Origin of the sequence: Flavobacterium sp. W21_SRS_FM3 (assembly GCF_052113625.1) — a bacterium.
GTDB lineage: Bacteria > Bacteroidota > Bacteroidia > Flavobacteriales > Flavobacteriaceae > Flavobacterium.
Genome location: NZ_JBGQOD010000012.1, coordinates 47,530 through 73,828, shown reverse-complemented (window position 1 = coordinate 73,828; position 26,299 = coordinate 47,530). Strand labels below are relative to the sequence as shown.

21 protein-coding genes are annotated in these 26,299 nt (G+C 33.9%); 10 read left to right on the top strand and 11 right to left on the bottom strand.

Annotated elements, in window-relative coordinates; all coding sequences use genetic code 11:
* Window positions 1-85: 85 nt before the first annotated feature.
* From bglX to ACEN2K_RS14440, 3 genes are all read right to left on the bottom strand, one after another.
* Complete coding sequence (gene bglX / locus ACEN2K_RS14450; protein WP_441760041.1) at window positions 86-2,380, bottom strand: beta-glucosidase BglX; 2,295 nt, start codon at window positions 2,378-2,380, stop codon at window positions 86-88.
* A 131-nt stretch (window positions 2,381-2,511) separates the two neighbouring features.
* A complete protein-coding gene (locus ACEN2K_RS14445) occupies window positions 2,512-3,891 on the bottom strand; it encodes a sialate O-acetylesterase (RefSeq protein WP_441760040.1) in 1,380 nt (459 codons plus the stop codon).
* On the bottom strand, window positions 3,881-4,981 hold the full coding sequence (locus tag ACEN2K_RS14440) for a GDSL-type esterase/lipase family protein (protein WP_441760039.1): 1,101 nt from the start codon (window positions 4,979-4,981) through the stop codon (window positions 3,881-3,883). The genes ACEN2K_RS14445 and ACEN2K_RS14440 overlap by 11 nt, the downstream gene beginning before the upstream one ends.
* 269 nt (window positions 4,982-5,250) lie before the next feature.
* Here ACEN2K_RS14440 and hemG point away from each other — a divergent pair, with 269 nt between their 5' ends.
* On the top strand, window positions 5,251-5,790 hold the full coding sequence (gene hemG / locus ACEN2K_RS14435; RefSeq protein ID WP_441760038.1) for a menaquinone-dependent protoporphyrinogen IX dehydrogenase: 540 nt from the start codon (window positions 5,251-5,253) through the stop codon (window positions 5,788-5,790).
* 54 nt (window positions 5,791-5,844) lie between these two features.
* Entirely contained in the window at window positions 5,845-6,339 is a 495-nt protein-coding gene (locus tag ACEN2K_RS14430) for a nuclear transport factor 2 family protein (protein ID WP_441760037.1), read from the top strand.
* Between the two features lie 60 nt (window positions 6,340-6,399).
* On the opposite strand, the gene ACEN2K_RS14425 is transcribed toward ACEN2K_RS14430, so the two are convergent.
* The 4 genes from ACEN2K_RS14425 to ACEN2K_RS14410 all read right to left on the bottom strand — a co-directional run bounded on the left by ACEN2K_RS14425 (window position 6,400) and on the right by ACEN2K_RS14410 (window position 12,179).
* Window positions 6,400-7,941 carry an acyl-CoA carboxylase subunit beta gene (locus ACEN2K_RS14425; RefSeq protein ID WP_441760036.1) on the bottom strand — a complete coding sequence of 514 codons (1,542 nt, stop codon included), beginning with the start codon at window positions 7,939-7,941 and terminating at the stop codon, window positions 6,400-6,402.
* A 3-nt stretch (window positions 7,942-7,944) separates the two neighbouring features.
* Window positions 7,945-9,387: an acetyl-CoA carboxylase biotin carboxylase subunit gene (accC, locus tag ACEN2K_RS14420; RefSeq protein ID WP_441760035.1), complete on the bottom strand. Its 1,443-nt coding sequence runs from the start codon at window positions 9,385-9,387 to the stop codon at window positions 7,945-7,947.
* Between the two features lie 4 nt (window positions 9,388-9,391).
* Entirely contained in the window at window positions 9,392-9,877 is a 486-nt protein-coding gene (locus ACEN2K_RS14415; protein ID WP_441760034.1) for an acetyl-CoA carboxylase biotin carboxyl carrier protein subunit, read from the bottom strand.
* Window positions 9,878-9,980: 103 nt separating this feature from the next.
* The gene (locus tag ACEN2K_RS14410) at window positions 9,981-12,179 is read right to left on the bottom strand and encodes a B12-binding domain-containing radical SAM protein (RefSeq protein ID WP_441760033.1); all 2,199 of its coding nucleotides are present in this window, start codon (window positions 12,177-12,179) and stop codon (window positions 9,981-9,983) included.
* A gap of 336 nt (window positions 12,180-12,515) precedes the next feature.
* On the opposite strand from ACEN2K_RS14410, the gene ACEN2K_RS14405 reads away from it, so the two are divergent.
* From ACEN2K_RS14405 to ACEN2K_RS14380, 6 genes are all read left to right on the top strand, one after another.
* Window positions 12,516-13,127: an RNA polymerase sigma factor gene (locus ACEN2K_RS14405; RefSeq protein WP_441760032.1), complete on the top strand. Its 612-nt coding sequence runs from the start codon at window positions 12,516-12,518 to the stop codon at window positions 13,125-13,127.
* Between the two features lie 91 nt (window positions 13,128-13,218).
* Window positions 13,219-14,331 carry a FecR family protein gene (locus ACEN2K_RS14400; RefSeq protein ID WP_441760031.1) on the top strand — a complete coding sequence of 371 codons (1,113 nt, stop codon included), beginning with the start codon at window positions 13,219-13,221 and terminating at the stop codon, window positions 14,329-14,331.
* A gap of 157 nt (window positions 14,332-14,488) precedes the next feature.
* Entirely contained in the window at window positions 14,489-18,202 is a 3,714-nt protein-coding gene (locus ACEN2K_RS14395) for a SusC/RagA family TonB-linked outer membrane protein (protein ID WP_441760030.1), read from the top strand.
* Window positions 18,203-18,211: 9 nt separating this feature from the next.
* Complete coding sequence (locus tag ACEN2K_RS14390; protein WP_441760029.1) at window positions 18,212-19,693, top strand: RagB/SusD family nutrient uptake outer membrane protein; 1,482 nt, start codon at window positions 18,212-18,214, stop codon at window positions 19,691-19,693.
* A gap of 13 nt (window positions 19,694-19,706) precedes the next feature.
* Window positions 19,707-20,570 carry a zinc-binding metallopeptidase gene (locus ACEN2K_RS14385; RefSeq protein ID WP_441760028.1) on the top strand — a complete coding sequence of 288 codons (864 nt, stop codon included), beginning with the start codon at window positions 19,707-19,709 and terminating at the stop codon, window positions 20,568-20,570.
* A gap of 45 nt (window positions 20,571-20,615) precedes the next feature.
* Complete coding sequence (locus ACEN2K_RS14380; RefSeq protein ID WP_441760027.1) at window positions 20,616-21,950, top strand: DUF4302 domain-containing protein; 1,335 nt, start codon at window positions 20,616-20,618, stop codon at window positions 21,948-21,950.
* 145 nt (window positions 21,951-22,095) lie between these two features.
* Here ACEN2K_RS14380 and ACEN2K_RS14375 read toward each other — a convergent pair whose 3' ends face one another.
* Both ACEN2K_RS14375 and ACEN2K_RS14370 read right to left on the bottom strand, forming a co-directional pair.
* Complete coding sequence (locus ACEN2K_RS14375) at window positions 22,096-22,749, bottom strand: SdpI family protein (RefSeq protein ID WP_441760026.1); 654 nt, start codon at window positions 22,747-22,749, stop codon at window positions 22,096-22,098.
* Window positions 22,750-22,753: 4 nt separating this feature from the next.
* Window positions 22,754-23,008: an autorepressor SdpR family transcription factor gene (locus tag ACEN2K_RS14370; RefSeq protein ID WP_441760025.1), complete on the bottom strand. Its 255-nt coding sequence runs from the start codon at window positions 23,006-23,008 to the stop codon at window positions 22,754-22,756.
* Between the two features lie 97 nt (window positions 23,009-23,105).
* Between ACEN2K_RS14370 and bshC the strand changes: the two genes are divergently transcribed.
* Window positions 23,106-24,695 (top strand): bacillithiol biosynthesis cysteine-adding enzyme BshC, encoded by a 1,590-nt coding sequence (bshC, locus tag ACEN2K_RS14365; protein WP_441760024.1) that lies wholly within the window; start codon window positions 23,106-23,108, stop codon window positions 24,693-24,695.
* An 85-nt stretch (window positions 24,696-24,780) separates the two neighbouring features.
* On the top strand, window positions 24,781-25,200 hold the full coding sequence (locus tag ACEN2K_RS14360) for a nucleoside-diphosphate kinase (RefSeq protein WP_072941331.1): 420 nt from the start codon (window positions 24,781-24,783) through the stop codon (window positions 25,198-25,200).
* A gap of 116 nt (window positions 25,201-25,316) precedes the next feature.
* Here the strand turns inward: ACEN2K_RS14360 and ACEN2K_RS14355 are convergent, their stop codons facing one another.
* Window positions 25,317-25,613, bottom strand: coding sequence for a DUF721 domain-containing protein (locus tag ACEN2K_RS14355; RefSeq protein ID WP_441760023.1), 297 nt, complete (start codon window positions 25,611-25,613; stop codon window positions 25,317-25,319).
* Complete coding sequence (locus ACEN2K_RS14350; protein ID WP_441760022.1) at window positions 25,594-26,034, bottom strand: lipocalin family protein; 441 nt, start codon at window positions 26,032-26,034, stop codon at window positions 25,594-25,596. Before ACEN2K_RS14350 ends, ACEN2K_RS14355 begins: the two co-directional genes overlap by 20 nt.
* Between the last annotated feature and the right edge of the window lie 265 nt (window positions 26,035-26,299).

The following is a 26,299-nucleotide window of genomic DNA, read 5'->3' as shown; positions in this document are numbered from 1 at the left end:
AGTAAAGTTCGTACTCGTACATCGGCTAAACAAATAAACCCGACCTGTTTTTAAGCGGTCGGGTTTAGATAGTGTTATTTAAAATTTACTTTATTTCAAACCCACTTTCCAATCCTTTATCAGAGCTTCCACCTACCATGATTTTAAAAGTTCCTGGTTCTACAAGATAGTTTCCATCATTATCAAAAAATCCTAATTCTTTATCAGTTAATGTTAATGTAACCGTTTTAGTATCCCCTTTTTTCAAATCAACTAACTCAAATCCTTTCAATTCTTTTACTGGACGAGCTAAGCTAGCCGCATCATCATGGATATACAATTGAACGACTTCTTTACCATCATATTTTCCAGTATTGGTAACCTCAACAGAAATTTTTACAGCTTCTCCTAAAGCAATTGTTGTTTTATCTAATTTTAAGTTTTTATACTCAAAAGTAGTATAACTCAATCCATAACCAAAAGGGAATTGTGGTGTTTTCTCTACATCAATATAATGTGACCAAAAAACGTTTTTATCACTGTTTACAGGGCGTCCAGTACTAAAATTATTATAATAAATAGGACATTGCCCTACATTTCTTGGGAAAGAAATTGGCAATTTCCCACTTGGATTGTAATCTCCGTATAAAACCTCAGCTACGGCATTACCCGTTTGAGTTCCCAGGTGCCAAGCTTCTACGATGGAAGGAATATGATTTGCTGCCCATGGAATTGTCAATGGACGACCGTTGTTTAATACCAAAACAATGTTTGGATTCACTTCGTAAATTGCTTCTAATAATTCTTGTTGTACACCAGGCAAGTCAAGATTGGTTCTACTTCTACCCTCTCCAGACTGGAAACCGTGCTCTCCTAACACCATAACCACAACATCAGCCGCTGCTGCTACTTTTTTAGCGGCATCAAAGCCGCTTTTATCTGTAGTATTAAAAACCAATTCATCAATAAAGGCTGTTTTACCAACAGTCAAATCAGCTCCTTTTTCAAAAGTCAGTTGGTTGTCTTTGTATTTTTGCATTCCTTCCAAAACAGAAACAGCAGTATTATCATCAGAAGCAATTCTCCAACTTCCAAGTGGGCTGTTTTTATCATTTGCCAATGCACCAATCAAAGCAATTTTTTGTCCTGATTTTTTAAGCGGAAGCAAATTAGTTTCATTTTTCAACAATACAATAGACTTTTTGGCCATGTCCAGAACTCCGTCATTATTCGCTTTGTTACCAATAGTTGCTTTCTCTCTTTTTTCGTCACAATACCTGTAAGGATCATCAAATAAACCCAACTCAAATTTAACAGTCAAAATTCTGCGAACTGCATCATCTATTAATGTTTCGTTTACTTTTCCTTCTTTAACAAGTTTTGCTAATTCTTCAACATACAAATGCGATTCCATATCCATATCAGAGCCTGCAATTACTGCTTTTGCAGCAGCATCAGCACCATCTTTAGCATGTCCGTGAGCAATCATTTCACGAACCGATGCCCAGTCAGAAACCACAAATCCATCAAAATTCCATTTTCCCTTTAAAATATCTCTCTGTAAAAAAGCATTACCTGTAGCAGGAACACCATTCAAGATATTAAAGGAATTCATCAACGTGCGCACACCTGCATCAACCGCAGCTTTAAACGGAGGTAAAACGGTGTTGAACAATCTAGAATTACTGATATCAACTGTGTTATAATCTCTACCTGCTTCTGCAAAACCATAAGCTGCAAAATGTTTTGCACAGGCTGCAATTGTATTTACTTTGATTAAATCGGACTTAGAATCTCCTTGAAAACCAGTAACTCTGGCAATTGCCACTTTACTTCCTAAATAAGGATCTTCTCCTGCACCTTCCATCACACGACCCCAGCGCGCCTCATGTGACACATCTACATTTGGACCAAAAGTCCAGTTGATTCCTGATGCCGATGCTTCGTCAGCTGCAACAGCCGCCGATTTTTTAATTGCTTCCATATCCCAACTCGCAGCTTCAGCAAGCGGAATTGGACTTAATGTTTTATATCCATGAATAACGTCAAAACCGATGATTAATGGAATTCCTAAACGTGTTTCCTCAACCGCAATTTTTTGAACCGCTTTTACCTCCTTCACGCCACGTACCGAAAGCATAGAACCTACCCAACCTTTACGTAAATGTTCATATTTCAATTCGGCGTTGCCTCCTTTTGGCGCTGGACCAGTAACATCCCAGAATCCGTTATATTGGTTCATTTGTCCCACTTTTTCTTCCAGTGTCATTTGTTTCATCAACAAACCTACACGTTCATCAATAGGCTTTGTTTTGTCTAAATGAGGTTTTTTCTGTGCATCCATAGTTCCAATAGTTATCAGGGTAAAAATTCCGGCAATAATTAATTTTCTATTTTTCATTCTTTATTATTTTTAAGATTTTGGGCGTGACCTTCCGTAAAAACTGCGGGTCGGGCTTTCGGCTTTATCTCTCCGCTGCGCTGCGAGGATACCGCATTCTATCCCTCACGCAATAGTATTATTCAACGATTCTATTCCGTTATAAATGACGAAGCAGGCAAATTGGCTTTATTAAACAAGTTTGATTGTGTTGTATTTGTCCATGCAAAACGAACTTTCAATGGATGGGGTACTTTTTTAGATTTCAAAATCACCACATTATTTTTAATGCTGGCATCGGCTGGATAAAATACATTATCTGCTGCTGCGATTTCAAATTGAAGCTTTTTTGTATTCTTACAGTACAGTCCTTCGGCATACTCAAAATATACTAAAACCTTATTTTTTTCTATTTTAAATTCTTTGTAAAGAGGACCGTTTACTAAATCCCTGCTCGTTTTATAACTATTGGCCAAAGCCAAATTAGCTAAACGAACTCCCACTGATTTCTTATCTTTTGGATGAATATCGTCAACGGGGGAAATGTCACTTGTTACAACCATTCCTGTATTAGGAACTTGCTGCAATACTTTTCTTTGTGCATTTCTAATCTCCACTCCACCAAAATGATTTTCTCCATATTGATAGGGCGCAATCTGAACATAGTAAAAAGGAAAATCCTCTTTCCATAATTTTCGCCAAGAAGTTATCAAAGAAGAAAAGGTTTTATCATAAACTGAAGAACCTACATTGGATTCCCCTTGATACCAAATCACACCTGCAATTTTGAATCCCACTAGAGGAGAAATCATTGCATTAAAAGCACGTCCTGGCTGGTTAGGTCCATATTCCTCTTCTTTTCTAGTTTTAGCACTTTCGAGTAGAACGGGATTATTTATAATAACTTCCTCTGGCGTCCATATCTCTGCAGGTGTTCCACCCCAATTAGAACCTATCAAACCAATAGGCACGTTTTTTAAATCTTCTTGCAGTCGCTTGGCAAAAAAATAACCAGCCGCACTAAAATACTTCATGGATTCAGGTGTACATGCTGTCCAATTACCTGATACATTGTCTTGCGGTGAAGTAGCCGTTAATTTAGGTATCGAAAAAAATCTAATATTAGGATTCGCAGCATTTTTAACCGCTTCTTCGCCATTATCAATGCCCCAACTTGCTGACATTTCCATATTCGACTGTCCAGAACAAATCCATACTTCGCCAATCAAAATATTGTTTAATACAATCTCGTTGTACCCTTTTATAGAAATCACAAACGGTCCACCCGCTTCGGGAGTTTTAATCTTAATTTCCCATTTAGCTTGATTATTTGCTTTTAGCTTATATTCTTGGTTGTCCCAACTTGGTGTTATTGTTACCTCTTCCTTCGGGCTAGCCCATCCCCAAATCGTAACTTCAGAGTTGCGTTGCAACACCATGTTATCTGAAAACAAATTAGGAAGCGTTATGTTTGCTAGCACTGTATTAGAAATAAAAACCATAAAAAGAATAAATAGAAACTTAATTTTCATCTAGTAATTTTTTAAAGAAAGGGGTTAATTGGTCGGCCATTATTTTGTCATCTGCAATATCAGGATGCGAACCACAGCCATTTGGCTTCATCGGTTGAAATTCAAATAAAGCTATTTTTTTATGTTTTGTATCCTTTTCAAAAGCCTGTATCACTTTGTTCAAACAACGCACTAATATTTTATTTCTTTCTCCAGAAACCATAGGACTGTTTAATAATACAATCCTGCTAAGTGGAGCGTGTTTGTATACAGTTTTAATAAAAGATATATAATTTGAAACATATTTTTCTTCATTAAAAGGCAATCTTTCTTTTTTTCCATCTCCATCAGAAAGGTCATTCGTTCCCAAACAAATACTCACTAGATCTGGCTGAAAAGTAAAATTATAAGGTTTTGAATTGTCTTTATTCAAATACAAGTTTTCATAAACATCAGGAATAATAGCTTCCTCTTTATGTTCATCATTCCAATTTCGATACATTCCAAATCCAGAAACAGAACTCAACACATAATCGACATTTAAATTTCTGGAAAGCACAGGTCCGTACGCCCAGTAGGCATTATGTTGATCGTACCACTCGCCAGTTCCACAAGGGATTTCGGAGGGGTCATTCCCAAAACCACAGGTAATAGAGTCTCCTATAAATTCAATTTTATTTTTGTTTGAAACCTTGCTTTTTATCACTTTTGCAGTAGTACCTGCAAATAAAACTGCTCCGTTTGCCGCTTCAGTAGCTTTGTAAATCGTGAGACGATGTTTTTTACTTTTGTCCGTTACAGTTACAGGAAAAATTTGGACAGCTCCTTTTTCGATTCGAACCCTCCCCAGATATTCTCCATCAAGTTCTAGTGAAACATAATTATGATGATCATAAGTATCTACACTTTGTAAACTAATCTCACATGAATTTCCTTCAAAATCAAAAGAAACAGAAGAAGCAGAAGCAATCAATAGTACATTATTGCTCTCTTGTAATTCTACTCTTCCTGCATAATGATATACAGAAGATTGTTGTTCTCTAGTCTGAGCCCTTGAAAAAAAGGATATTGATAATAATAAAATTAAAAGGCATTTGTTTTTAAGAATCATACTTTTTATTATTAGAATAAAAACATTAGTCACAAACTTATTTAATTTGCGCGTCCCCTAAAGATACTAAAATGTCAAATAGTAATGCAAAAACACCATTATGTGCATTTAACACAAAGCTTCCTTTTTTAAATTGTGTAATTAAAATTCTTTTTTTTTTAAATAGATAGTGATTATCTGTCGATAAATTTATAAATTTAAACAAGATTAACAATCTGTAAATCAATAATTTAAAACATATTGGTCTCAGTAATTTAAAATTTAACATCATGAAACTACTTATAATCTATGGTACGACAGAAGGACAAACTCGAAAAATTGCACATTATATCGAATCCATCTTAAAGAATGCGAACCACGAAGTAACTATTGCTGATACCACTGCCGATCCGCCATCACCTAAATCTTACGATGCAATTCTAATTGGTTCTTCCATACACATGCACAAATACCAGTCTTCTGTTAAGCATTATATTAAAAAATATATTGCTGACTTAAACCAAATGCCTGCGGCTTTTTTCTCTGTTTCACTTGCTGTTGCTTCTGATCTCGATGATGAGCATCTAGAAGTTCAAAAAATAACTAACGATTTTCTAGAACAAACTGGCTGGCAACCTATTTTAATTTCCCAAATTGCAGGTGCATTAAAATACACCGAATATGATTACTTTAAACGCCTGATTATGAAAATGATTTCTAAAAAACAAGGTGGCGCAACCGATACTTCTCAGGATTATGAATATACCAATTGGGATGAAGTGGCAAAATTTACAAATGAATTTGTAAACAAAATATCTCAAAAGTCTTGATTTTAGTATTTTCGCTTTTTATTAATCGACAGTTGAATCCTAATTAATCACATTATGAGTAAAAATAGCTTTCGTTCTTTATCCATCCTACTGTTTGCAATTACAACTACAGTATGTTCTGCACAAAGTATAGCACCTAAAGAGCCTGCCTACAAATACAGCCCTGATAATCTAGAATTATACAACACTATTGTAGCGATGGACAGTACATTTTTCAATGCCTACAACACTTGTGACCTTGACAAACAAGCTGCAATATATTCGGACAATATAGAATTTTACCATGATAAAGGTGGCTTAATGACAGTTAAGCAAGACCTGATTGACGGAACTAAGAACAATATTTGTGGTAAAGTAACTAGAGAACTAGTAAAAGGAAGTATAGAAGTGTATCCCATCAAAGATTTTGGGGCAATTGAAATTGGATTACATAAATTCCATAATAATGCCGAAAAAGAAGGCACTCCTTCACATGCAAGTAAATTTATCATTTTTTGGAAAAACGACAATAATAATTGGACAATTACAAAGGTGGTTAGTTTGCATTAATCCATTCTAACCATAAAAAAACCAGCCTTATCAGCTGGTTTTCTTATTCTTATAGAATACTTACAGAGGAATGTTCCCGTGTTTTCTATTAGGTGTAACACTTACTTTATTTTCAAGCATGCTAAATCCTTTTATCAGTTTGCGTCTGGTATCTTGTGGTAAGATTACCTCATCTACAAAACCACGTTGAGCCGCAGTATAAGGATTGGCAAACAAATTAGCATATTCGGCTTCTTTTTCTAGCAGTTTTGCTGCTGGATCTGCAGCTTCGTTAATTTCTTTTTTGAAAATAATTTCTGAAGCTCCTTTAGCTCCCATAACAGCAATTTCAGCAGTTGGCCACGCAAAATTCATGTCGGCACCAATGTGTTTAGAGTTCATTACATCATAAGCACCACCGTAGGCTTTACGCGTGATAACCGTAATTCTCGGCACAGTCGCTTCGCTTAAAGCGTACAATAATTTTGCTCCGTGAACGATAATTCCGTGCCACTCCTGATCCGTTCCAGGTAAAAACCCAGGTACATCTACCAGAACTAACAAAGGAATATTAAATGCATCACAGAAGCGAGTAAATCGAGCGGCTTTAATCGAGCTGTTTACATCTAAACAACCAGCTAAATACATAGGTTGGTTAGCGACAATACCAATGCTTCTTCCACCAAGTCTGGCAAAACCAACGATAATGTTTTCGGCGTAATTTTTATGTACTTCAAAAAATGAATCTTCATCAATAATTCCAGCAATTACACCATGCATGTCGTATGGCTTATTTGGATTATCCGGAATAATTGTTGCTAATTGTTCACGTACCTCATCTTGAAGTTCGTAAGCCAACTTTTGAGTTGTTTCTTTATTGCTTTGTGGTAAATAGCTCAACAATCGTTTTACATCTTCCAGACATTCGATATCATTTGCCGAAGTGCAATGCGCTACTCCAGATTTAGTAGAATGCGTACTTGCTCCTCCAAGTTCTTCTGAAGTTACCGTCTCATTCGTTACCGTTTTTACCACATTAGGACCAGTAACAAACATATAACTGGTGTCTTCTACCATCATGGTAAAATCAGTCATTGCAGGTGAATAAACTGCTCCTCCAGCGCAAGGTCCCATTATAGCAGAGATTTGCGGAATCACTCCACTTGCTTGTACATTTCTATAAAAAATATCAGCATAACCTCCCAACGAGCGAACACCTTCTTGAATACGAGCACCACCAGAATCATTTAGTCCTATCATGGGCGCACCCATTTTGACAGCCATGTCCATCACCTTACAAATTTTCTCTGCATGTGTTTCGGAAAGTGCCCCACCGAAAACAGTAAAATCTTGAGCAAAAATATATACTAATCGCCCGTTAATAGTTCCATATCCAGTAATAACACCATCACCATAATATTGTTCTTTTTCCATTCCAAAATCAGTTGTACGGTGAGTCACCAACATTCCAATTTCTTCAAAAGAACCTTCATCCATCAAATAAGTAACGCGCTCTCTGGCGGTTAATTTTTTCTTTTGATGTTGTTTTGCAATTCTATTTTTACCTCCACCCAAATGAGCTTGAGCAATTTTATCGTTTAATTCTTTTATTTTAGACTCCATATTTTATTGATTTGGTAATCGTACCATTTTTTGATCTTCAAAATACTGTTTCATAGCAATTAAAGCAGCTATTTCAGCTTCTTCAGTTCTTTCGGCTTTTAATAATTCAGCACTGTAATATTTTTTTACAAAATGAGTGTCAAATTTTCCTGAGCGAAATGCTTCGTGTTCCATTACAAACTTACCAAAAGGCAATGTCGTTTGCACCCCTTCTACTTGATAATTATCAATCGCTTTTATCATTATTTGAATTGCCTCTTCACGAGTCTCACCATAGGTGATTAGTTTAGCCAACATAGGATCGTAATAAATAGGAATATCCATGCCTTGCTCAAAACCATTATCGACACGTATGCCGTCTCCAACTGGTAATTGATAAACATCCAAATGTCCTACACTAGGTAGAAAATCATTCATTGGATCCTCAGCATACACACGTAGTTCCATAGCATGTCCCTTAATCTGTAAATCTTCTTGTTGAATCTCTAAGGCTTCTCCCCTGGCAACCTTAATTTGCATTTCGACTAAATCCAGTCCAGTAATCAGTTCTGTAACAGGATGTTCTACTTGCAAACGCGTATTCATTTCGAGGAAATAAAAATTATAGTTTTCATCCAATAAAAATTCAACTGTTCCCGCTCCCAGATAATCACAAGATTTAGCAACCATCACAGCCGCTTCACCCATTTCTTTACGCAGTGCTTCAGTCAAAACTGAAGAAGGCGCTTCCTCCACTACTTTTTGATGGCGACGTTGTATACTACATTCTCTTTCAAATAAATATAAAATATTCCCATGACTGTCTGCCATGATTTGAATTTCGATATGTCGCGGTGAGGCAACATATTTTTCAATAAATACCGAACCGTCTCCAAAAGCATTAAGCGCTTCACTAATGGCTCTGTTCATTTGAGATTCAAACTCTTCAGCATTTTCAACAATACGCATTCCTTTCCCACCACCACCAGCAGACGCTTTAATCAAAATAGGGAAACCTATTTCGCCAGCTACTCCTTTGGCTTTTTCAATATCAGTAATGGCTTCATCCAGTCCAGGAACCATTGGTATATTATAAGCTTTTACGGCTTCCTTTGCAGCCAATTTACTCCCCATAATATGTATGGCTTTCGATTTAGGACCAATAAAAATAATGTTGTTTTTTTCGGCTTTTTCAGCAAAATCAGCATTTTCACTCAAAAAACCATAACCAGGATGAATAGCATCAACTCCAAGAGATTTAGCAACCTCTATAATTTTATCTCCTAATAAATAGGATTGATTTGAAGGTGATTCCCCTATCCAAACTGCCTCATCGGCAAATTTTACGTGAGGTGCATTTCTATCAACTGTAGAATAAACCGCTACTGTTTTTATACCCATTTTCTGAGCGGTTTTCATCACTCTAATGGCAATCTCACCTCTATTGGCAACTAATAACTTCTTCATATGCTTATTCAAATTCAATTAATAACTGCCCTTTGTCAACGGCATCTCCTTTACTTACAGCAATTGACTTGATTAGTCCATCTCGAGGAGATAAAAAACTGTTCTCCATTTTCATCGCTTCAAGGATTAAAACAGGATCATTTTCTTTTACACTTTGTCCCGCAACAACACTAATTTCTAGTATTAATCCCGGCATTGGTGCTTTGATGGCATTGACCTGTTTAGTCGCTCCCACTTCAAATCCCATTTCTTTGATTAGTAAGTCTAAATCATCCGAAATAGCAACGGTATAACTGTTGTTATTTACTTTTACAGTATATTTTTTTTGATTGAAATCAGCCGAAAGAATAGCTGCTTTATAAGGTTTATTTTCGTGTAACACATGAAAGTTGTTATTTTCCACAGTTACAGCGTCAAGTCTAGAAACCTGCTCCTTTTCTAAGTCAAAATGAAAGGAGTCATTTACATTTACTTTATAACTATCACTCATTAATGTCATTTTTATGACCGTAAAAATAAGTAAAAGAAAACGTTTTCGTAAAGTAAATTGAGAGTTTTATGTTAAAATCTAAAATACTACAGCTGTATCCGATTTATAAAACTAATAACCCAAATTCTCTTAAAGTGTTCACCGGTTTAGAATACCAGAATAATTCAAAATCTTCTAAATGAGTTTCAAAATCAGCTTTGACCTCTTGAAAACTGTAAATTTTAGCATTCGAAACAGCTGTTTTTTCTAAAATTGCTTTTAACCATTCTCCCTCTTTCTTGTTTGTTTGGATCGTGAAACTTTCTTTTTTATCATGAAAAGTTAAACTCATCATTTCCCAAGAATTTCCTTTTTTAGATTTTGTAAATTGTTCTGCAAAAGGCTTCCCTCCTAGCCAAACAACCTTGGCCGTAGGTTTGATATTAAAATCTGATTCTTCTTGCAAGGCATCAAAAATAAAATCTTCAGAAATTTTAGTTTTTGGAATCTTAAACTCAAACCAATCTTGCAACTCATAATCAAAACAGATGCCGTGCATAAAATTGAACAATGATTTCTTGAGTCCAAAACTGAACTTGTCATGGTCAATTCCTGTTGAATCGGTATAATTAATATCATTATTAGCAAAAGTTCCTATTTCCTCTGTTTCTTTTACCACACCAAACTTTTCAGGATATATTCCCACAGGACTGTGCGCTGTCATTGCAAACTGATGCCAAAATCCCGATTGCAGAACACCAGCCTCAAATAATTGACGCACCATTTCGAGACTGTCTACCGTTTCTTGAACTGTTTGTGTTGGGTAACCATACATTAAATATGCATGAACCATAATTCCGGCTTCGGTAAAATTACGAGTGACTTTGGCCACTTGCTCCACAGTAACTCCCTTATCAATTAATTTCAACAATCGATCTGAAGCTACTTCGAGTCCGCCAGAAACAGCGATACAACCCGAAGCTTTTAATAGCAAACACAAATCGGCAGTAAAGCTTTTTTCGAATCGTATGTTGGTCCACCAAGTCACAGACAGTTTTCTACGAAGGATTTCCAGAGCCAAGGCACGCATTAAAGCTGGTGGCGCGGCTTCATCAACATAATGAAAACCATTTTCACCTGTTTGGGCAATCATTTCCTCCATTCGATCACAAAGTAAACTAGCAGCAACAGGCTCATAAATTTTGATATAATCTAGAGAAATATCGCAGAATGTGCATTTCCCCCAATAACAACCGTGTGCCATGGTCAATTTATTCCATCGTCCATCAGACCACATTCGATGCATTGGATTTACAATTTCAATTACCGAAATGTATTTATCCAATGGTAAATCAGAATAATCTGGGGTTCCAACTTGGGATTGTTTGTAATCAGCTTTAGCTGAATTATTTTTATAAACTACGTTTCCGTCTTCTAAAAGGAATGTTCTTTTGTAAGCCTTGTAATTTGGATTTTCAATGTTAGAAATCAATTCTTCTATAGGCACTTCGCCATCATCTAAAGTAATATAATCGAAAAATTCAAAAACACGTGCATCTGACAACGAACGTAATTCAGTATTTGGGAAACCGCCACCCATTGAAATTTTAATTCCAGGATGGTGTTTTTTTACCCATTGCGCTGCTCTAAATGCACTATATAAATTCCCGGGAAAAGGAACAGATATTAGAAATAATGTGGGTTTTATAGTCTCTATTCGCTCTTTTAGAGTCGAAAGTAAAACGGTATCAATATAAGTTGGTTGTTGCTGCAAAGCTTCGTACAATTCGTCAAAAGAATTAGCAGATCGTCCCAAACGTTCTGCATAGCGACTGAAACCAAAATTTGCATCGACACATTCGACAATAAAATCAGAAATATCTTCAAGGAACAAAGTAGCCAAATGTTTCGCTTTATCTTGTGTTCCCATCGTCCCAAAAGCCCAATCGAGTTCTTCCAGTTGCCCAAAACGAGAAGCTTCTGGCAAATAATCTTCCTGACAGATTTGCAATGCCAATGTTGGGTTTTTCCCTTGTAGAAAAGCAATAACTGAATCAATCGTTTTAATATACTCCTCTTGTAAAGCATAAATACGTTTCGAATTATCTGAAATTTCTTCAACCTGACACTTTAAACCTGCGACCTCAAACAAACTTTGCAGTCCTTCTTTCGAAAATAATTTCAAAATCACTTCAATCCCCAAATCCGCCTGAACTGATTCAATACCTTTAGTATTCAGAAACCCTTTGATATAAGCAGTTGCCGGATACGGTGTATTCAATTGCGTAAAAGGAGGCGTAATAAGAAATAATTTTGTTTTCAAAGGGAATAAGTTTTGTGCAAAAATAAGGGATAAAAATTGAATAGCGTTTTATATGTACTTATTTAAGATAAAATGCTTACAACATATTTTTTAACTAAATAATTTAGTTGCACAATGAAAAATATATAGATACTTGAAATGTTAAAGCCTAACATAATAATATGAAAAACATATTTTAAACCATTAAAAATGGGAATCAATTATTTTATGAACATTCTAATTATTAAATAAATGATATTTCTATATATTTAAAACTTTAACTTGCGGTTTCTTAATAAAATACGTAAAATTACAAAAAAATAACACAAACTTAATATCTTCAATTAATAGTCAATTTTGAATATAGAAGCTACCCAAACTACCTGCACCTCTGAAGACACTATGCTTTGGCACAACTTAAAATTAGGGGATGAAAAATCTTTTTCAATTCTTTTTGAGCGGTATTATGAGCAATTAGTTCGCTATGGCAGCTCATTTACGACCCACTCGGAGAAAGTACAGGATTGTATACAAGATGTTTTTACTGATATATGGTTATACAAACATTCTCTAAATGACACTAATAATGTGAAAGCATACTTATTATCTAGCGTACGTAAAAGAATCGCTAGACTACAAGAACGTGATCATATATTTAATAAACTAAGTAAAAAAGAACCTATTGATTTTTTATTTGACTTTTCAATTGAACATCATTTAATAGATGAAGAAACTACAGCTGATAAAGTATTTCAATTGAACAAACTAATTAACCTTCTACCATCTCGACAAAAAGAGGCGTTATATCTTAGATATAATCAAGGGCTAACTGTGGACCAAATCTCTGAACTATTAGAAGTAAATTATCAATCAGCAAATAACTTACTACATCGTGCTTTAATAAATTTACGTAAAGAATGGACCACTACTATCCCCTTACTTCTACTACTATCTCCTAGTATATTATAATTATATTTTAAAAATATTAAAAAAAAATCATAATTTGATGAGTATATAATAAGATTACTGTCCTTTATAGAGAAGTAACCTTATTCTTAAAATGCAAAAACGCAATCAATATACAAAAATAGAAGATTTTTTATCCGATGAATCATTCCAACTATGGATACGTTCAAAAACCGACCTAGACAACTGGGAAGAGTGGACTCTAGAAAATACACATCGTGCAAAATTAGTAGAAGAAGCTCGCCTTTGGGTTTTGGCAATGAAAGTTCCTGAAAACAAATTACCCATTTCAGTGATTCAGTCGGCCTTACTATCCACATGGAATAAAATTGAACAAAAAAACACCAAAAATAATAATCGAGCAGTAATAAAAATATGGAATAGAAATTGGCTCAGGTCCATAGCAGCAGTTTTGGTTTTTGGTTTACTGGTTACTTGGGCCTACAGTCATTTCTTTATATCAAACAATTCTACGCAAATCTACAATGAGCTTATTGATGATGACACGGAAGGTTTAGTTGAACAAGCAAACAACTCTTCAAAACCACAAATAATTACGTTATCTGACGGTAGCTCCGTTTTATTACAACCACAAAGTAAATTAAGTTACCCAAAAACATTTACGGGTAATGAAAGAAGAGTATACTTATCGGGTGAAGGTTTTTTTGAAATTAGTAAAAATCCTAATAAACCTTTTCTTGTATATGCTAACGAAATAGTAACAAAAGTTGTTGGAACAAGCTTTAGAATCAGTGCATATGCAAATCAACCCGATGTTGAAGTAATAGTTCGCACAGGAAAAGTAAAAATTCAGTCAAATGAAATGTTGTTGAATTCTAATAAAAATGAGGAGATAATCTTACTCCCTAATGAAGGTTTGCGTTTTACGCGTCAAGATTTAAAATTTAATAAAATTACGGATATAACGAAGGATGAAACTTTCATACATTCTACTAGAAGCATCGAACAATTAAGCTTTGATTTTACCGACATACCGGTTAGTCAAATATTTAAAACTATTGAACAAGCTTATTTAGTTAATATCGATTTTCCAAAAGAAAAATTAAAAGAGTGTCACCTTACTAGTTCCTTAAATGATCAACCGCTTCCAGAAAAACTTAAAATTATTTGCAAAGCGTTAGGAAACAATACAAGTTACGAAATGAATGGAAACCAAATCATCATCAATTCTGATGGATGTAATTAATTATAAAATGCCTATGTAATAGTTAAAAAATTAAAAGCGCCGACCATGCTGTAACATTATCGACGCTTTGAAAATATCAAATTGCGTTCTGTAAAACCCAATTTGTAGTCTTTCAAAATACCCTGTTAAATGTATTAATCAAAAACAAACCAAAATTATGAAAAAACCTGTTGTTAAACAACGATTACTCTTTCGAATCATGAAAATAACACTATTTCAATTTCTGTTAGCCTTTGTGTTTTCCACTGTAACTATGGCAAATAGCGTTAAAGGTCAAAAGAAATTAGACACAAAAGTTACCTTAAGTATCGAAAATTTGACTCTATACAATGCACTAAGCAAATTAGAGAAGACAGCAAATGTCAAGTTTTCATACAATTCAAGAATAAGTCAACTTAATAAGAAGATAAGTTACAAGGCTAATGATGAGTTATTATCATCGATACTTAGTCATATTTTACAACCTTTAAACATTACCTATTCTGAAGTAAGTAACCAAATTATATTGCAAAATAATGCTGCTCAAACAAGCGATGTTACTGGCATTTTTATGGCGCAAACTGTAAATGATGCTAATTTATTTGTAACTATTGTAAAAGGTAGAGTACTGGATGAAAAAGGCAATCCTTTACCTGGTGCTACAGTACTTGCAAAAGGTACAAAAGTTGCGGTACTGACTGATATTGATGGAAACTTTACTATAGATATGCCTGTAAACACTACTAGACTTGTCATTTCTTACATTGGTATGGAAACTCAAGAAGTTTCGGCCTCAGCAAGTCCACTAACAATTGTTTTAAGTGAATTAGGTCAAAAATTAAATGAAGTAGTTATTACCACAGGGTATGAAAAAACGTCTAAAAGAACATTTACTGGTGCTATTAGTAAAATTACAGGAAAAGATTTACTAGTTGAAGGTGTCGTAGATATTAGTAGAATGATTGAAGGTAAAGCTGCTGGGGTAACAGTACAAAATGTTACAGGAACTTTTGGTACTGCACCAAAAATTACTGTACGTGGATCATCTTCTATTTTTGGAGATACTAAACCACTTTGGGTAATCGATGGAATTGTTCAAGAAGACATCGTTAATCTTTCTTTTGCTGATTTAGCTTCTGGAAATTCAGAAACATTATTAAGCTCTTCAATTGCTGGTCTAAATCCAAATGATGTATTGAGTATTGAAGTCTTAAAAGATGCTTCTGCCACCTCTATCTATGGTTCACGATCTTTAAACGGAGTAGTAGTTGTTACTACAAAACAAGGAAGAAGAGAATCTCCATTAAGTATAACATATTCATTAGAACAGACAGCAAGAGTAGTACCTAACTATAACCAATATGACATACTGAATTCTCAAGAAACAATGGGCATCCTTAAAGAAATTGAGTCAAAAGGATTCTTAGGCTTACCTGATACTGCTCAAGGTCGTTACGGAGGAGTTTATAATATTCTTGCCAACGCAATTAATACCTATGATACCACAAACGGAACTTATGGTGTTAGAAATGACGAACCTAGCAGAAATGCTTTTTTGAGAAAATATGAATTAGCAAATACAAACTGGTTTAAAACTTTATTTAGGCCTTCTATTACTCAAAATCATTCCTTAAGCTTTTCAGGTGGTGGGAAAAATAATGCTTATTTTGCTTCGTTAGGTTTTTACAGCGATCCAGGTTGGACTGTAGCTGATAAAGTAAATCAGTTAACATCTAACATTAAGAATACGTTCTTTATTAATGATAAATTAAACCTTACACTTTCTACGCAAGCTTCTGTGAGAGACCAATCAGCTCCAGGAAGTTATGACAGCCTTAAAGATGGTGTGAATGGTAGTACTACTAGGGACTTTGATATTAACCCATTTAATTATGTGCTAAATACAAATAGAGCATTACGTCCATACGATGATAATGGCAATTATGAATACTATAGAAATAACTGGGCACCGATAAATATCATTGAAGAGTTAGAAAACAATTATATGGAAATTAAGGTCAAAGACATTCGTTTTCAAGCAGATTTAGCCTATAAAATAAATAATAATCTAACTTATAACTTGACAGCGAATGCACGTTACGCAAATACAACTAGAGAGCACAATATTTTAGAACAATCCAATATTGTAGGTGCATATAACGCACAAGAAACCACTCTTGTTAGAGATGCTAATATCTTCCTATATCAAGATCCGAATGACCTAACAGCTCCAAAAGTTTCTGTATTACCGAACGGAGGTATTTTAAGAAAATTCTCAAATGATTTAACTTCTTATAACATTAGAAATAGTTTTAATTACAAAAATGTTTTCAGCAACAAGCATGAACTTGAAGCATTATTTGGACAAGAATTAAGATCTGTGGATAGAAATAGTAATAATTTCACTGCTTATGGTTTACAATATGATAGAGGATTAACTGCTTTTACAGACCCAAGAATCTTAGAAAAATTAATCAATGGTGGTGATGCTTACTATTCTTTCAATGAAGAGAGAGAGAGAACTGTAGGTTTCTTTGGTAAAGTTGGATATACTTATGACAGACGTTATACGGGATCGATAACGGGTCGTTATGATGGATCGAATAGACAAGGGAATAGTAATTCATCAAGATGGTTACCTACCTATACTTTTAGTGGTAAGTGGAACATTATGGAGGAAGACTTCATGAAAAATGCTCGCACAATCAACAGTTTAAGTCTAAGAGGTTCATATGGTCTAACTGCAACTGCAGGACCAGCAACTAACTCCTTAGCAATTTATAAAAGTTTTATAACTGATCGTCTAAATCTAGGTGATAGAGAAACAGGTTTAAACATCAATGAACTTCAAAATGGTGATTTAACTTGGGAAAAACAGTTTGAAACTAATTTCGGATTGGATTTAGGTTTGTTTGACAACAGAATTCAATTTACAACAGATGTTTACAGTCGTAAAGCATTTGATTTAGTTGATTTTGTTACAACATCAGGAATTGGTGGACAAAAATTAAAGCAAGGGAACAATGCCGATATGGAAACGAAAGGTATTGAATTTTCACTTTCAACTAGAAATTTAAATAATACTAGATTGAAGTGGAACACTTCTTTTAATTTTTCAGTTTATGACCAAAAAATTACGAGATTACAAAACAATCCATCTGTATTAGGTTTAGTAGACGGTACTGGTGGAAATACGGTAGGACATCCAAGAAATGCTTTATATTCTTACCAATTCACAGGATTAAATAATCAGGGATTACCTACATTTATCATGGCAGATGGTGAAGAGGATAACATAGCTGGAGCAAATTTTCAAGATTCAGAAAATGTTACTAAATATTTGAAATACGAAGGATCAATTGAACCTAATAAATCAGCAGGTATCTCAAATACATTTACGTATGACAATTGGTCTTTAAACATATTTATCGTTGCAGCGGGTGGAAATAAAGTTCGTTTGAACCCTATATATGCTGAGCAATATGATGATTTGACAGTTTTTACTAAAGAATTCACTAACAGATGGATCAATGCTGGTGATGAAGCTTACACTAACATTCCTGTAATTGCAGACCAAAGATTAATTGCTAATTATGATGCAGAATCAAAAAACTTAGCAAGAGCTTATAATGCTTATAATTTCTCTGATGAACGAGTGGCAGATGGATCATTTGTAAGACTAAAAAATGTTTCCTTAAGTTATGAATTTCCGAAAGATCTAAAGAAAAAATTAGGAGTAAATGTTTTCTCTATGAAAGCTTCAACAGCAAACCCATTGTTAATCTATTCAGATAAGAAATTAAATGGACAAGATCCTGAATTTTATAGATCGGGAGGAGTTTCTCAGCCGATAACTAGCCAGTACACATTCTCTATTAACGTATCATTTTAATTTAAAGACATGAGAAAAATAAAAATAACACTATCGCTTTTAGTAATTCTAGGGCTTAGTAGCAGTTGTGATGATTTCCTTTCTGAAATTCCAGACAACAGAACGCAATTAGATACCCCAGATAAAATATCAGAAATCCTAGTTAATGCATATCCTCAAGCTAACTATATGGAATTTGCTGAAACAATGACAGACAACGTTTTCGACAGTGGCGACTTAACACTTACTACTACAAAAAACAGTCAAAACTACAATTGGGAAATGCAAGAAGACATTAACCAAGATACGCCTTCAGATTATTGGGATGCATGCTACAGTGCCATTGCACATGCTAACCAAGCACTTGATGCTATCGATAAATTAGGAAATCCTACAAACTTAAATCCTCAAAAAGGGGAAGCATTATTAGCTAGAGCCTACTCACATTTTATGTTAGTAAATCTATTTTCACAAAGATATAACCCTAGTACAGCTAAAACTGATTTAGGAATTCCCTACGTGTTAAAACCAGAACAAGAGTTGATAAAAAAATACACTAGAAACTCTGTAGAAGAGGTTTATTCCTATTTAAAAGCTGATATTGAAAAAGGTCTTACATTAGTCACAAGCGATTACCAACAGCCTAAATATCATTTTAACAAGGCAGCTGCAAATGCTTTCGCAAGTCGTTTTTATGCAATAATTGGAGAATGGGATAAAGTTATAGCCGTATCAAATGATCTAGGAAATAAACCTATTGGGCAATTACGAAATTATCAATCTTACCTCGATGTTGATTTTAATACGGGTATGAGAAAGTATTCACAAGAAAGTGAAAACACCAATTTATTAATTGTTTCGGCTTCTTCAATTTATTCAAGAAGTTTTTATTCTAACCGTTTTCAGTTAACTGGTGCGGATAGGGATGTACTATTTGGAGCATCAACAAATTTAGCTAATAAAGGGTATTTGTATAGACCACTATCTTATAATGGTCAAATTACGATTTTTGTTCCCAAATTTGTAGAGTATTTTAAGTATACAAATGCAAATGCAGGAATCGGACAACCTTATGATGCTTTAGTTCTATTAAGTAATGATGAGTTGTTTCTAAATAGAATCGAAGCACATATAATGACTAATCAGTTCGCTTTGGCTATCGAAGAGATGGATTATTTTCTATCAATAAGAATTTCAGGATATAACGCCGCAACAGATAAAGTTACAGAATCTAAAATAGTGGCTAAGTACCCTGTAATTGATAATGAATACACCCCTTTTTACAGCTTAACTCCAATTCAAAAATCCTACATTAAAGCTGTTGCAGAAATGAGAAGAAGAGAGTTTATTCACGAAGGTTTACGTTGGTTAGACATTAAGCGTTTTGCATTACAAGTAACTCATAAAGTTTATAATCAGCCAGACAAAATTTTAGCGAAAGACGATTTACGTAAAGCTATTCAACTGCCTTTACATGTTACTAATACAGGAGTAGAGAAAAATCCACGTTAATACCTTAAAGAAAATGAAAAAAATAAATATTTATAAAAAAGTAGTTGTACTCTCTTCGGTTTTATTCCTTGGAGCATGCGCAAATGATGAGCCACTTACTGATAGTATTCTTGATGTGTCAGTTCCATCAAAAACAGCATTAGATAATTGGATTGAGACTAACTATTTAATACCCTACAATATTAATGTTCAATATAAGTGGAATCAAAATGTTGTTGACAACAATCGCTACTTAGCTCCACCATTACAATCTAAAGTACAACCGGCATTAGAAATTGTACAAAAAATATGGTTGAATAGTTATAAGGCGGTTGCTGGTCCAGATTTTGTCAAAAAAATTGCGCCTAGAGAATTTGTTTTAGTCGGTGGCGTTAACTTGAACACAACTGGAACAGTTACTCTAGGTTTAGCAGAAGGCGGTCTAAGAATCACGTTATTTGAAACAGATAATGTGAATAAGACTAACCGTGCCAATGTTAAACGCTTTGTACATACCATACAACATGAGTATATTCATATATTAAATCAGACTAAACCATTTGACGAAAAAACACTGTCCAAAATCACACCAACTGGCTATACTTCAAATTGGTATGCTACTCCAACTTCCGTAGCAAGAGAAGAAGGATTTATAACAGACTATGCCAGATCAAATATTAATGAAGATTTTGCTGAAATGGCCTCAACTATGTTAGTGAATTCTAAAGCTGAGTATGATGCGATCTTAGCAGGTATTACCAATCAAACTGCCGTTGCAAATATAAAAGCAAAAGAAGCTGTCGTTGTCAAATACTTTAAAGATGCTTTTGGTATAGATTTTTATAAGTTGAGAGACGAAGCAGAAAAAAACACAACCGCTGTCATTAATGGTAATTAGTAATGGCTTTTAAAAAATTTATTTATAAACATATAAATTAATAGTATGAAATTTAAAAAATTAATTAATTATCTACTCATTGCTATGTTAGCAGTGCAATTGGTTTCTTGTGATAACAAGGAATCAGTAGATTCCCCTTTTAATGCGACTCCTACTGAGCGCTTAAATGCTAGACAAAAAGAATTAAATGATGCATTAGAGTCATCAGAATTTGGTTGGAAAGCCATATATTTTACAGACACAACTCAATTAGGTGGTTTCACTCACGTTTTTAAATTTAAAGACGGTAAAGTGGATATGGCCTCAGACTTTGATGATGACACTGCTGTATATTCTAGTGAATATAGTATTGAATTAGGAAGCACTGTAAGCCTACTTTTTACAACAAAAAACAAAATTCACTTATTATCAGATTCTAACAACTACCCCGTTGCAGCTTTACGTGGCAAAGGATATAAAGGAGATTTCCAGTTTCTATATTATGGACAAGAAAATGGTCAAATTATTTTTAAAACAAATAGAAGTTTTGAAGAAGTGCGCTTTGTAAAAGCTACTGCTTCTGACTGGACTGATCTGGCCAAAAACAGAGCTATGATCCCTAACGTAGCAGGATCAACTTCAAGACCATTGTTTCGCCTTTTAGAAACTAACAATGGTACAAAAATTAATCAGTTTGATTTTAATTTCACTGGTGCTACGAGATTTGCTACAGCTAATTCAATTGAAACGGGTTCAAGTGTAAGTTACAATATGGGTATAGCATATACTCCTACTGGTATCATTGTTAGTCCTGCAGTAAAAGTGGGAAATCAAAGTCTATCTGTATTTACTTATGACCCTGCCACAGGAAACTTTAATGCTACTGGAACTGGAGGCGTTACGGCGTCAATTAAGTATTCAAATAAACCATTAGTTTTAACTGATGATTACAAAGTGTTATTACCTGGAAACCCTAGAACGATATATGCTTATATTGCTGCCAATCTAGCTACGGCACCAAGTAACTCTTTACTTTGTAATTCCTTACTGAACGCAATAAATGCAAGTTTACCATCAACACAAAAAGTCAATAGAGTTTCCTTCTATTTTAATGATGGTGCTAATGGAAGTTATATTTCATATTCTTTTACTGGCGGTAAATCAACGTTATATCATTTTGTAACTGTAACTGAAGATCCAGTTAACAAAACAATTATTCTTAAAGACGACGGATGGCTTGGAGGAAGCGAACCTGCACTATTAAAAGACTTGGACAAACAACTATTAGATCCAAAAGGACTATATGTTAAAAAAGAAAGTTTTAAAATTACTTATTCTAACACGATCTATACTTTAACAACCGCATCAAATAATTTCAGAATTACAACTTACGGATTGTAATAATTAGATTTAATAAAAACTAAAAAGGTTGCCTCACATAGGGCAACCTTTTTTATTATATGGAAAATTTAATCATTTGATGAGCGTACAAATCCTACCTACAAAGTTCCTTTTATATATAATTATGATGTTCTTTTTTACAAAATCAATCCTGTTTTTTTAATTCTTTAAATTTAAGATAAGAATAAACTATGGGTACCAATGATATGATTGCTACTACTCCACCAAAAACATAAATAAAAACACTATTTGCAATTACTAAACTACCAATGACAATAATCAATCCTCCTAAAATCCAAAGTTTACCCGCCAGTGTATGCGTTAATTTCCAAACTTCTTTATTTTCCAATGTCCATGGTGTTTTTATTCCAATAAAATAATTAGGTTGAATAACCTTAAAATAATTCCCCAGCGCAATAAAAAGTATACCAATAAGAATATAAATTAAATTGGGACTTGAAGTAGATTCCTTTTGGGTCAAATACAAAATAACAAAAGCCAATGTTGACATGAATAAAACCAATATAAATTTCAATTGGTAATACTTCCCTCTCATTTGTTCCATTTTCTTTTTAGGATCAATCTTTGGAATTACAAGCATTAAAACATAGGATAATACTGGCAATAAAAACAAGAGGATAATCAAAGAGTATTTATCTCCCCATTTATCAATTTCCCCTTTATAGTTCCAATGTGTTGGTATTTTCTCTGGGAGTGTATCCCAAATTATGGACAAATACACAAATGGGGCTAAAACAATTCCAATTAAAGGCAACTCATTTTTAAATGTTAATTTCATCGTACTATTTTTTTAAAGTTAATATCCATTGCAAGACATCTTCCATTACTGAGGTGTTAATAGAATAAATGATGAATTGACCGTTTTTTTCGAAAGTGATTAAATCAGCTCGTTTTAAAATGTCTAAATGATGAGAAATACTTGGTTTTGAAATATTGAAATGATCCGCAATTTCGCCCGCAGATAAATCTTTAATTTTAAGTAGCTCTAATATTTCTCTCCTTGTAGCATCATTCAAAGCCTTAAATATATCATTCATATTTTGTTGTAATTATATATTTAGACAAATATCTAAATATTATTGGAAACAGCAAAATTAAATTTGAATTTATTACATTTACACAAATAAGTAAACTATGCCTACCGACTGTATCAGCTATCAAAATTCTGGATATTTCTCTCCTTTGATGAATGATTATTTAGATGAAAAATCAAACTTACAATCCTTATACAATCGTTTTCCAAAAATTGAAAACTTTGAAGCACAAATTCTTGAAAAACAAACTAGTTTCGATGATGCAAACCGAACTTCATTAGTTAGCGTTTTACAAAAGCAGTATCAAAATATTGCTATTTCTTCTTTAACGCAACAAAATATTCAAGCTTTAAAAGTGCCTAACACCTTTACTATCACAACAGGGCACCAATTGAATTTGTTTAGCGGACCGCTTTATTTTTTATACAAAATCATTTCTACAATTAATCTAACTAAGGAATTAAAAGCAAAATATCCAGCTTATAATTTTGTGCCAATTTATTGGATGGCTACAGAGGACCATGATTTTGAAGAAATCAATTACTTTAATTTTAAAGGAAAAAAATTTAGATGGAACAAAGAAAGCACTGGACCTGTAGGCCGATTATCTACTGAAGGCCTAGCCGAATTGTTTGAAGTGTACCAGCAAGAATTAGGAACAAGCTCTAATGCGGCCGATCTTAAACAAATTTTTGAAGAAGCTTACTTGCAACATAGTAACCTTGCTGATGCTACTAGGCACCTAGCAAACCGCCTTTTTGGAGCATTAGGACTAGTGATCATCGATGCAGATGAAGCTACTTTAAAACAAAGCTTTATTCCCTTCATAAAAGAAGAGCTTAGCAAACAAACTTCACACAAAGCAGTTATTGAAACTACTGAGAAGTTAAAAGAGTACAATGTACAAGTTAATCCAAGGGAGATCAATTTATTTTACATTGAAGACAACTTGAGAGAACGTATTATTTTGGTTGACAACAAATACAAGGTAAACCATACTAAAATTGAATTTACTGAAAGCGAAATACTACAACTTGTAGAAAGTCAACCGGAAAAATTCAGCCCAAATGTAATTATGCGCCCACTTTATCAAGAGGTCATATTGCCTAATTTATGCTACATCGGTGGAGGTGGAGAAATTGCATATTGGTTAGAACTAAAATCTTTTTTCAATACTGTAAACGTTACTTTCCCAATGCTTTTAGTACGTAATTCCGTTTTATTAGCTTCTGAGAAACAAATCAAAAAAATAGATCGGTTAAAGTTGAATTGGAGTGATTTATTTTCAAAACAAGCTGAACTTATTAATAAAATCACTCAAAAAAGCTCTGAATTCCCAATTGATTTAAGCCCTCAAAAAGAACAATTGCACAAGCAATTTAGCGACTTATTTGAACTAGCCAAACATACAGACAAATCCTTTACAGGTGCTGTCAAAGCACAAGAAGTCAAGCAAGTAAAAGGATTAGAAAATCTTGAGAAACGTTTGATGAAAGCACAAAAAAGAAAATTTAGTGAAGAAATTGAGCGGACAACGGCTTTACAAAACGAACTTTTTCCAAATAAATCCTTGCAAGAAAGACAGGCTAATTTTTCTGAATTTTACCTGGAAAGTGGTGCTGATCTAATTCCGAAATTAATAGCGCGCTTAAAGCCATTGGATCAAAAATTTGAAATTATAACATTATAAAGGTAATTAACTAACTATAATGAAAAAAGGCTAACATTATTAAACAAAATAAACTATTTTTGCACAAAATTTAAAAAAATAAAAAATGGCTACTAATAGAACTTTTACAATGATTAAGCCTGATGCTGTTGCTAATGGACACATCGGAAACATTCTTGCAATGATTACTAATGCAGGTTTCAAAATCGTTTCTTTAAAATTAACTCAACTTACTGTTGCTGATGCTCAAGCATTTTATGCTGTACACGCTGCAAGACCTTTCTACGGAGAGTTAGTTGAATTTATGTCAAGAGGACCTATCGTTGCTGCTATTTTAGAAAAAGATAACGCTGTTGAAGATTTTAGAACTTTAATTGGTGCTACTAATCCTGCTGAAGCTGCTGAAGGAACTATCCGTAAAGCATACGCTACTTCAATTGGAGAAAACGCAGTTCACGGTTCTGACAGTGATGAAAATGCAGCTATTGAAGGTGCTTTTCACTTTGCAGGAAGAGAGCAGTTTTAATATGCATTCTTTGGCTTTTACTTTTTAGTCATAGACAAATGCTAAAAGCTTTACAATATAAAAATCCCGTCGAGATTATAAATCAAGACGGGATTTTTTATTTATAAATTAGACAACTATCTTAAAACAACGGCAGTTACAACATCTCGTCTAAGTTCCTCGTTTATCATTTTCACGATTTTAGCCTTTCCATGGCTCAACTCTTCTCTAAGCACTGATGACGTTAGTTCTACATATAGTGTACTTCCTTTCAAAACAACGTTTCGAGTATAACTATTCACACCATTACCCATTAGATTGCTCCATGCGTCTTTAACATCAATCTGATCCATGCCTGGCTGCAATTTATTTACTTTAATAATTTGTTGCAACACATCTCCTACTGTACTCTGATTATTTAGTCTCTTCGCCATCTCCTGTCAAGTTTATTGGTCCTGCTTTTTTATAATGATACTCTTTGTTCTCTGTATTTTTTAACACTAATTCATCATCTGTTAGTGCTACCAATTCCTCACTCCATTTTGCATAGGCTGTTGCATAATCTAAGTAAACCTTATCTTTATCAAAACGAACTTTTACATTCTCATAGGAATCGTTTACTAAAAAACTGCCATTTAATTGGGGCATCACTTTTTTCCTAATCCCGCTATTATTTACAATCTTGAAGTAATCATACGACTCATTCATTTTATAATCCTTATCCTCTCCTTCCTCAAAAACCACTTTTTCAATTTGCCAATAACCATTTATTTTTGCGATATCTGATGGTTCAACTTTTTGACTACAGCTGACAAAAAATAATGATAGAAATAGAATTCGAAACATGTTGTTCATTATAATTTTATTTAAAGGGAGATTAGTATACTAAATCAAAAATGATATGGAGCTTTTTCCTGCTGTCTGCTATATCCATACTATTGTTGTTCTGTGCCTTCACAACTATAGTATGGGATGCCACTCCCATCAGGGCTAGGGCAATTGGATCAACCTCACTATTTTTTACAATTACAAAGTTAACCTTTAATAACGCAAACAAAAACAAAAAACGCTTGGCATTGAACAATTTTATATATTTATAGCGCCATTATCTAATTGATTA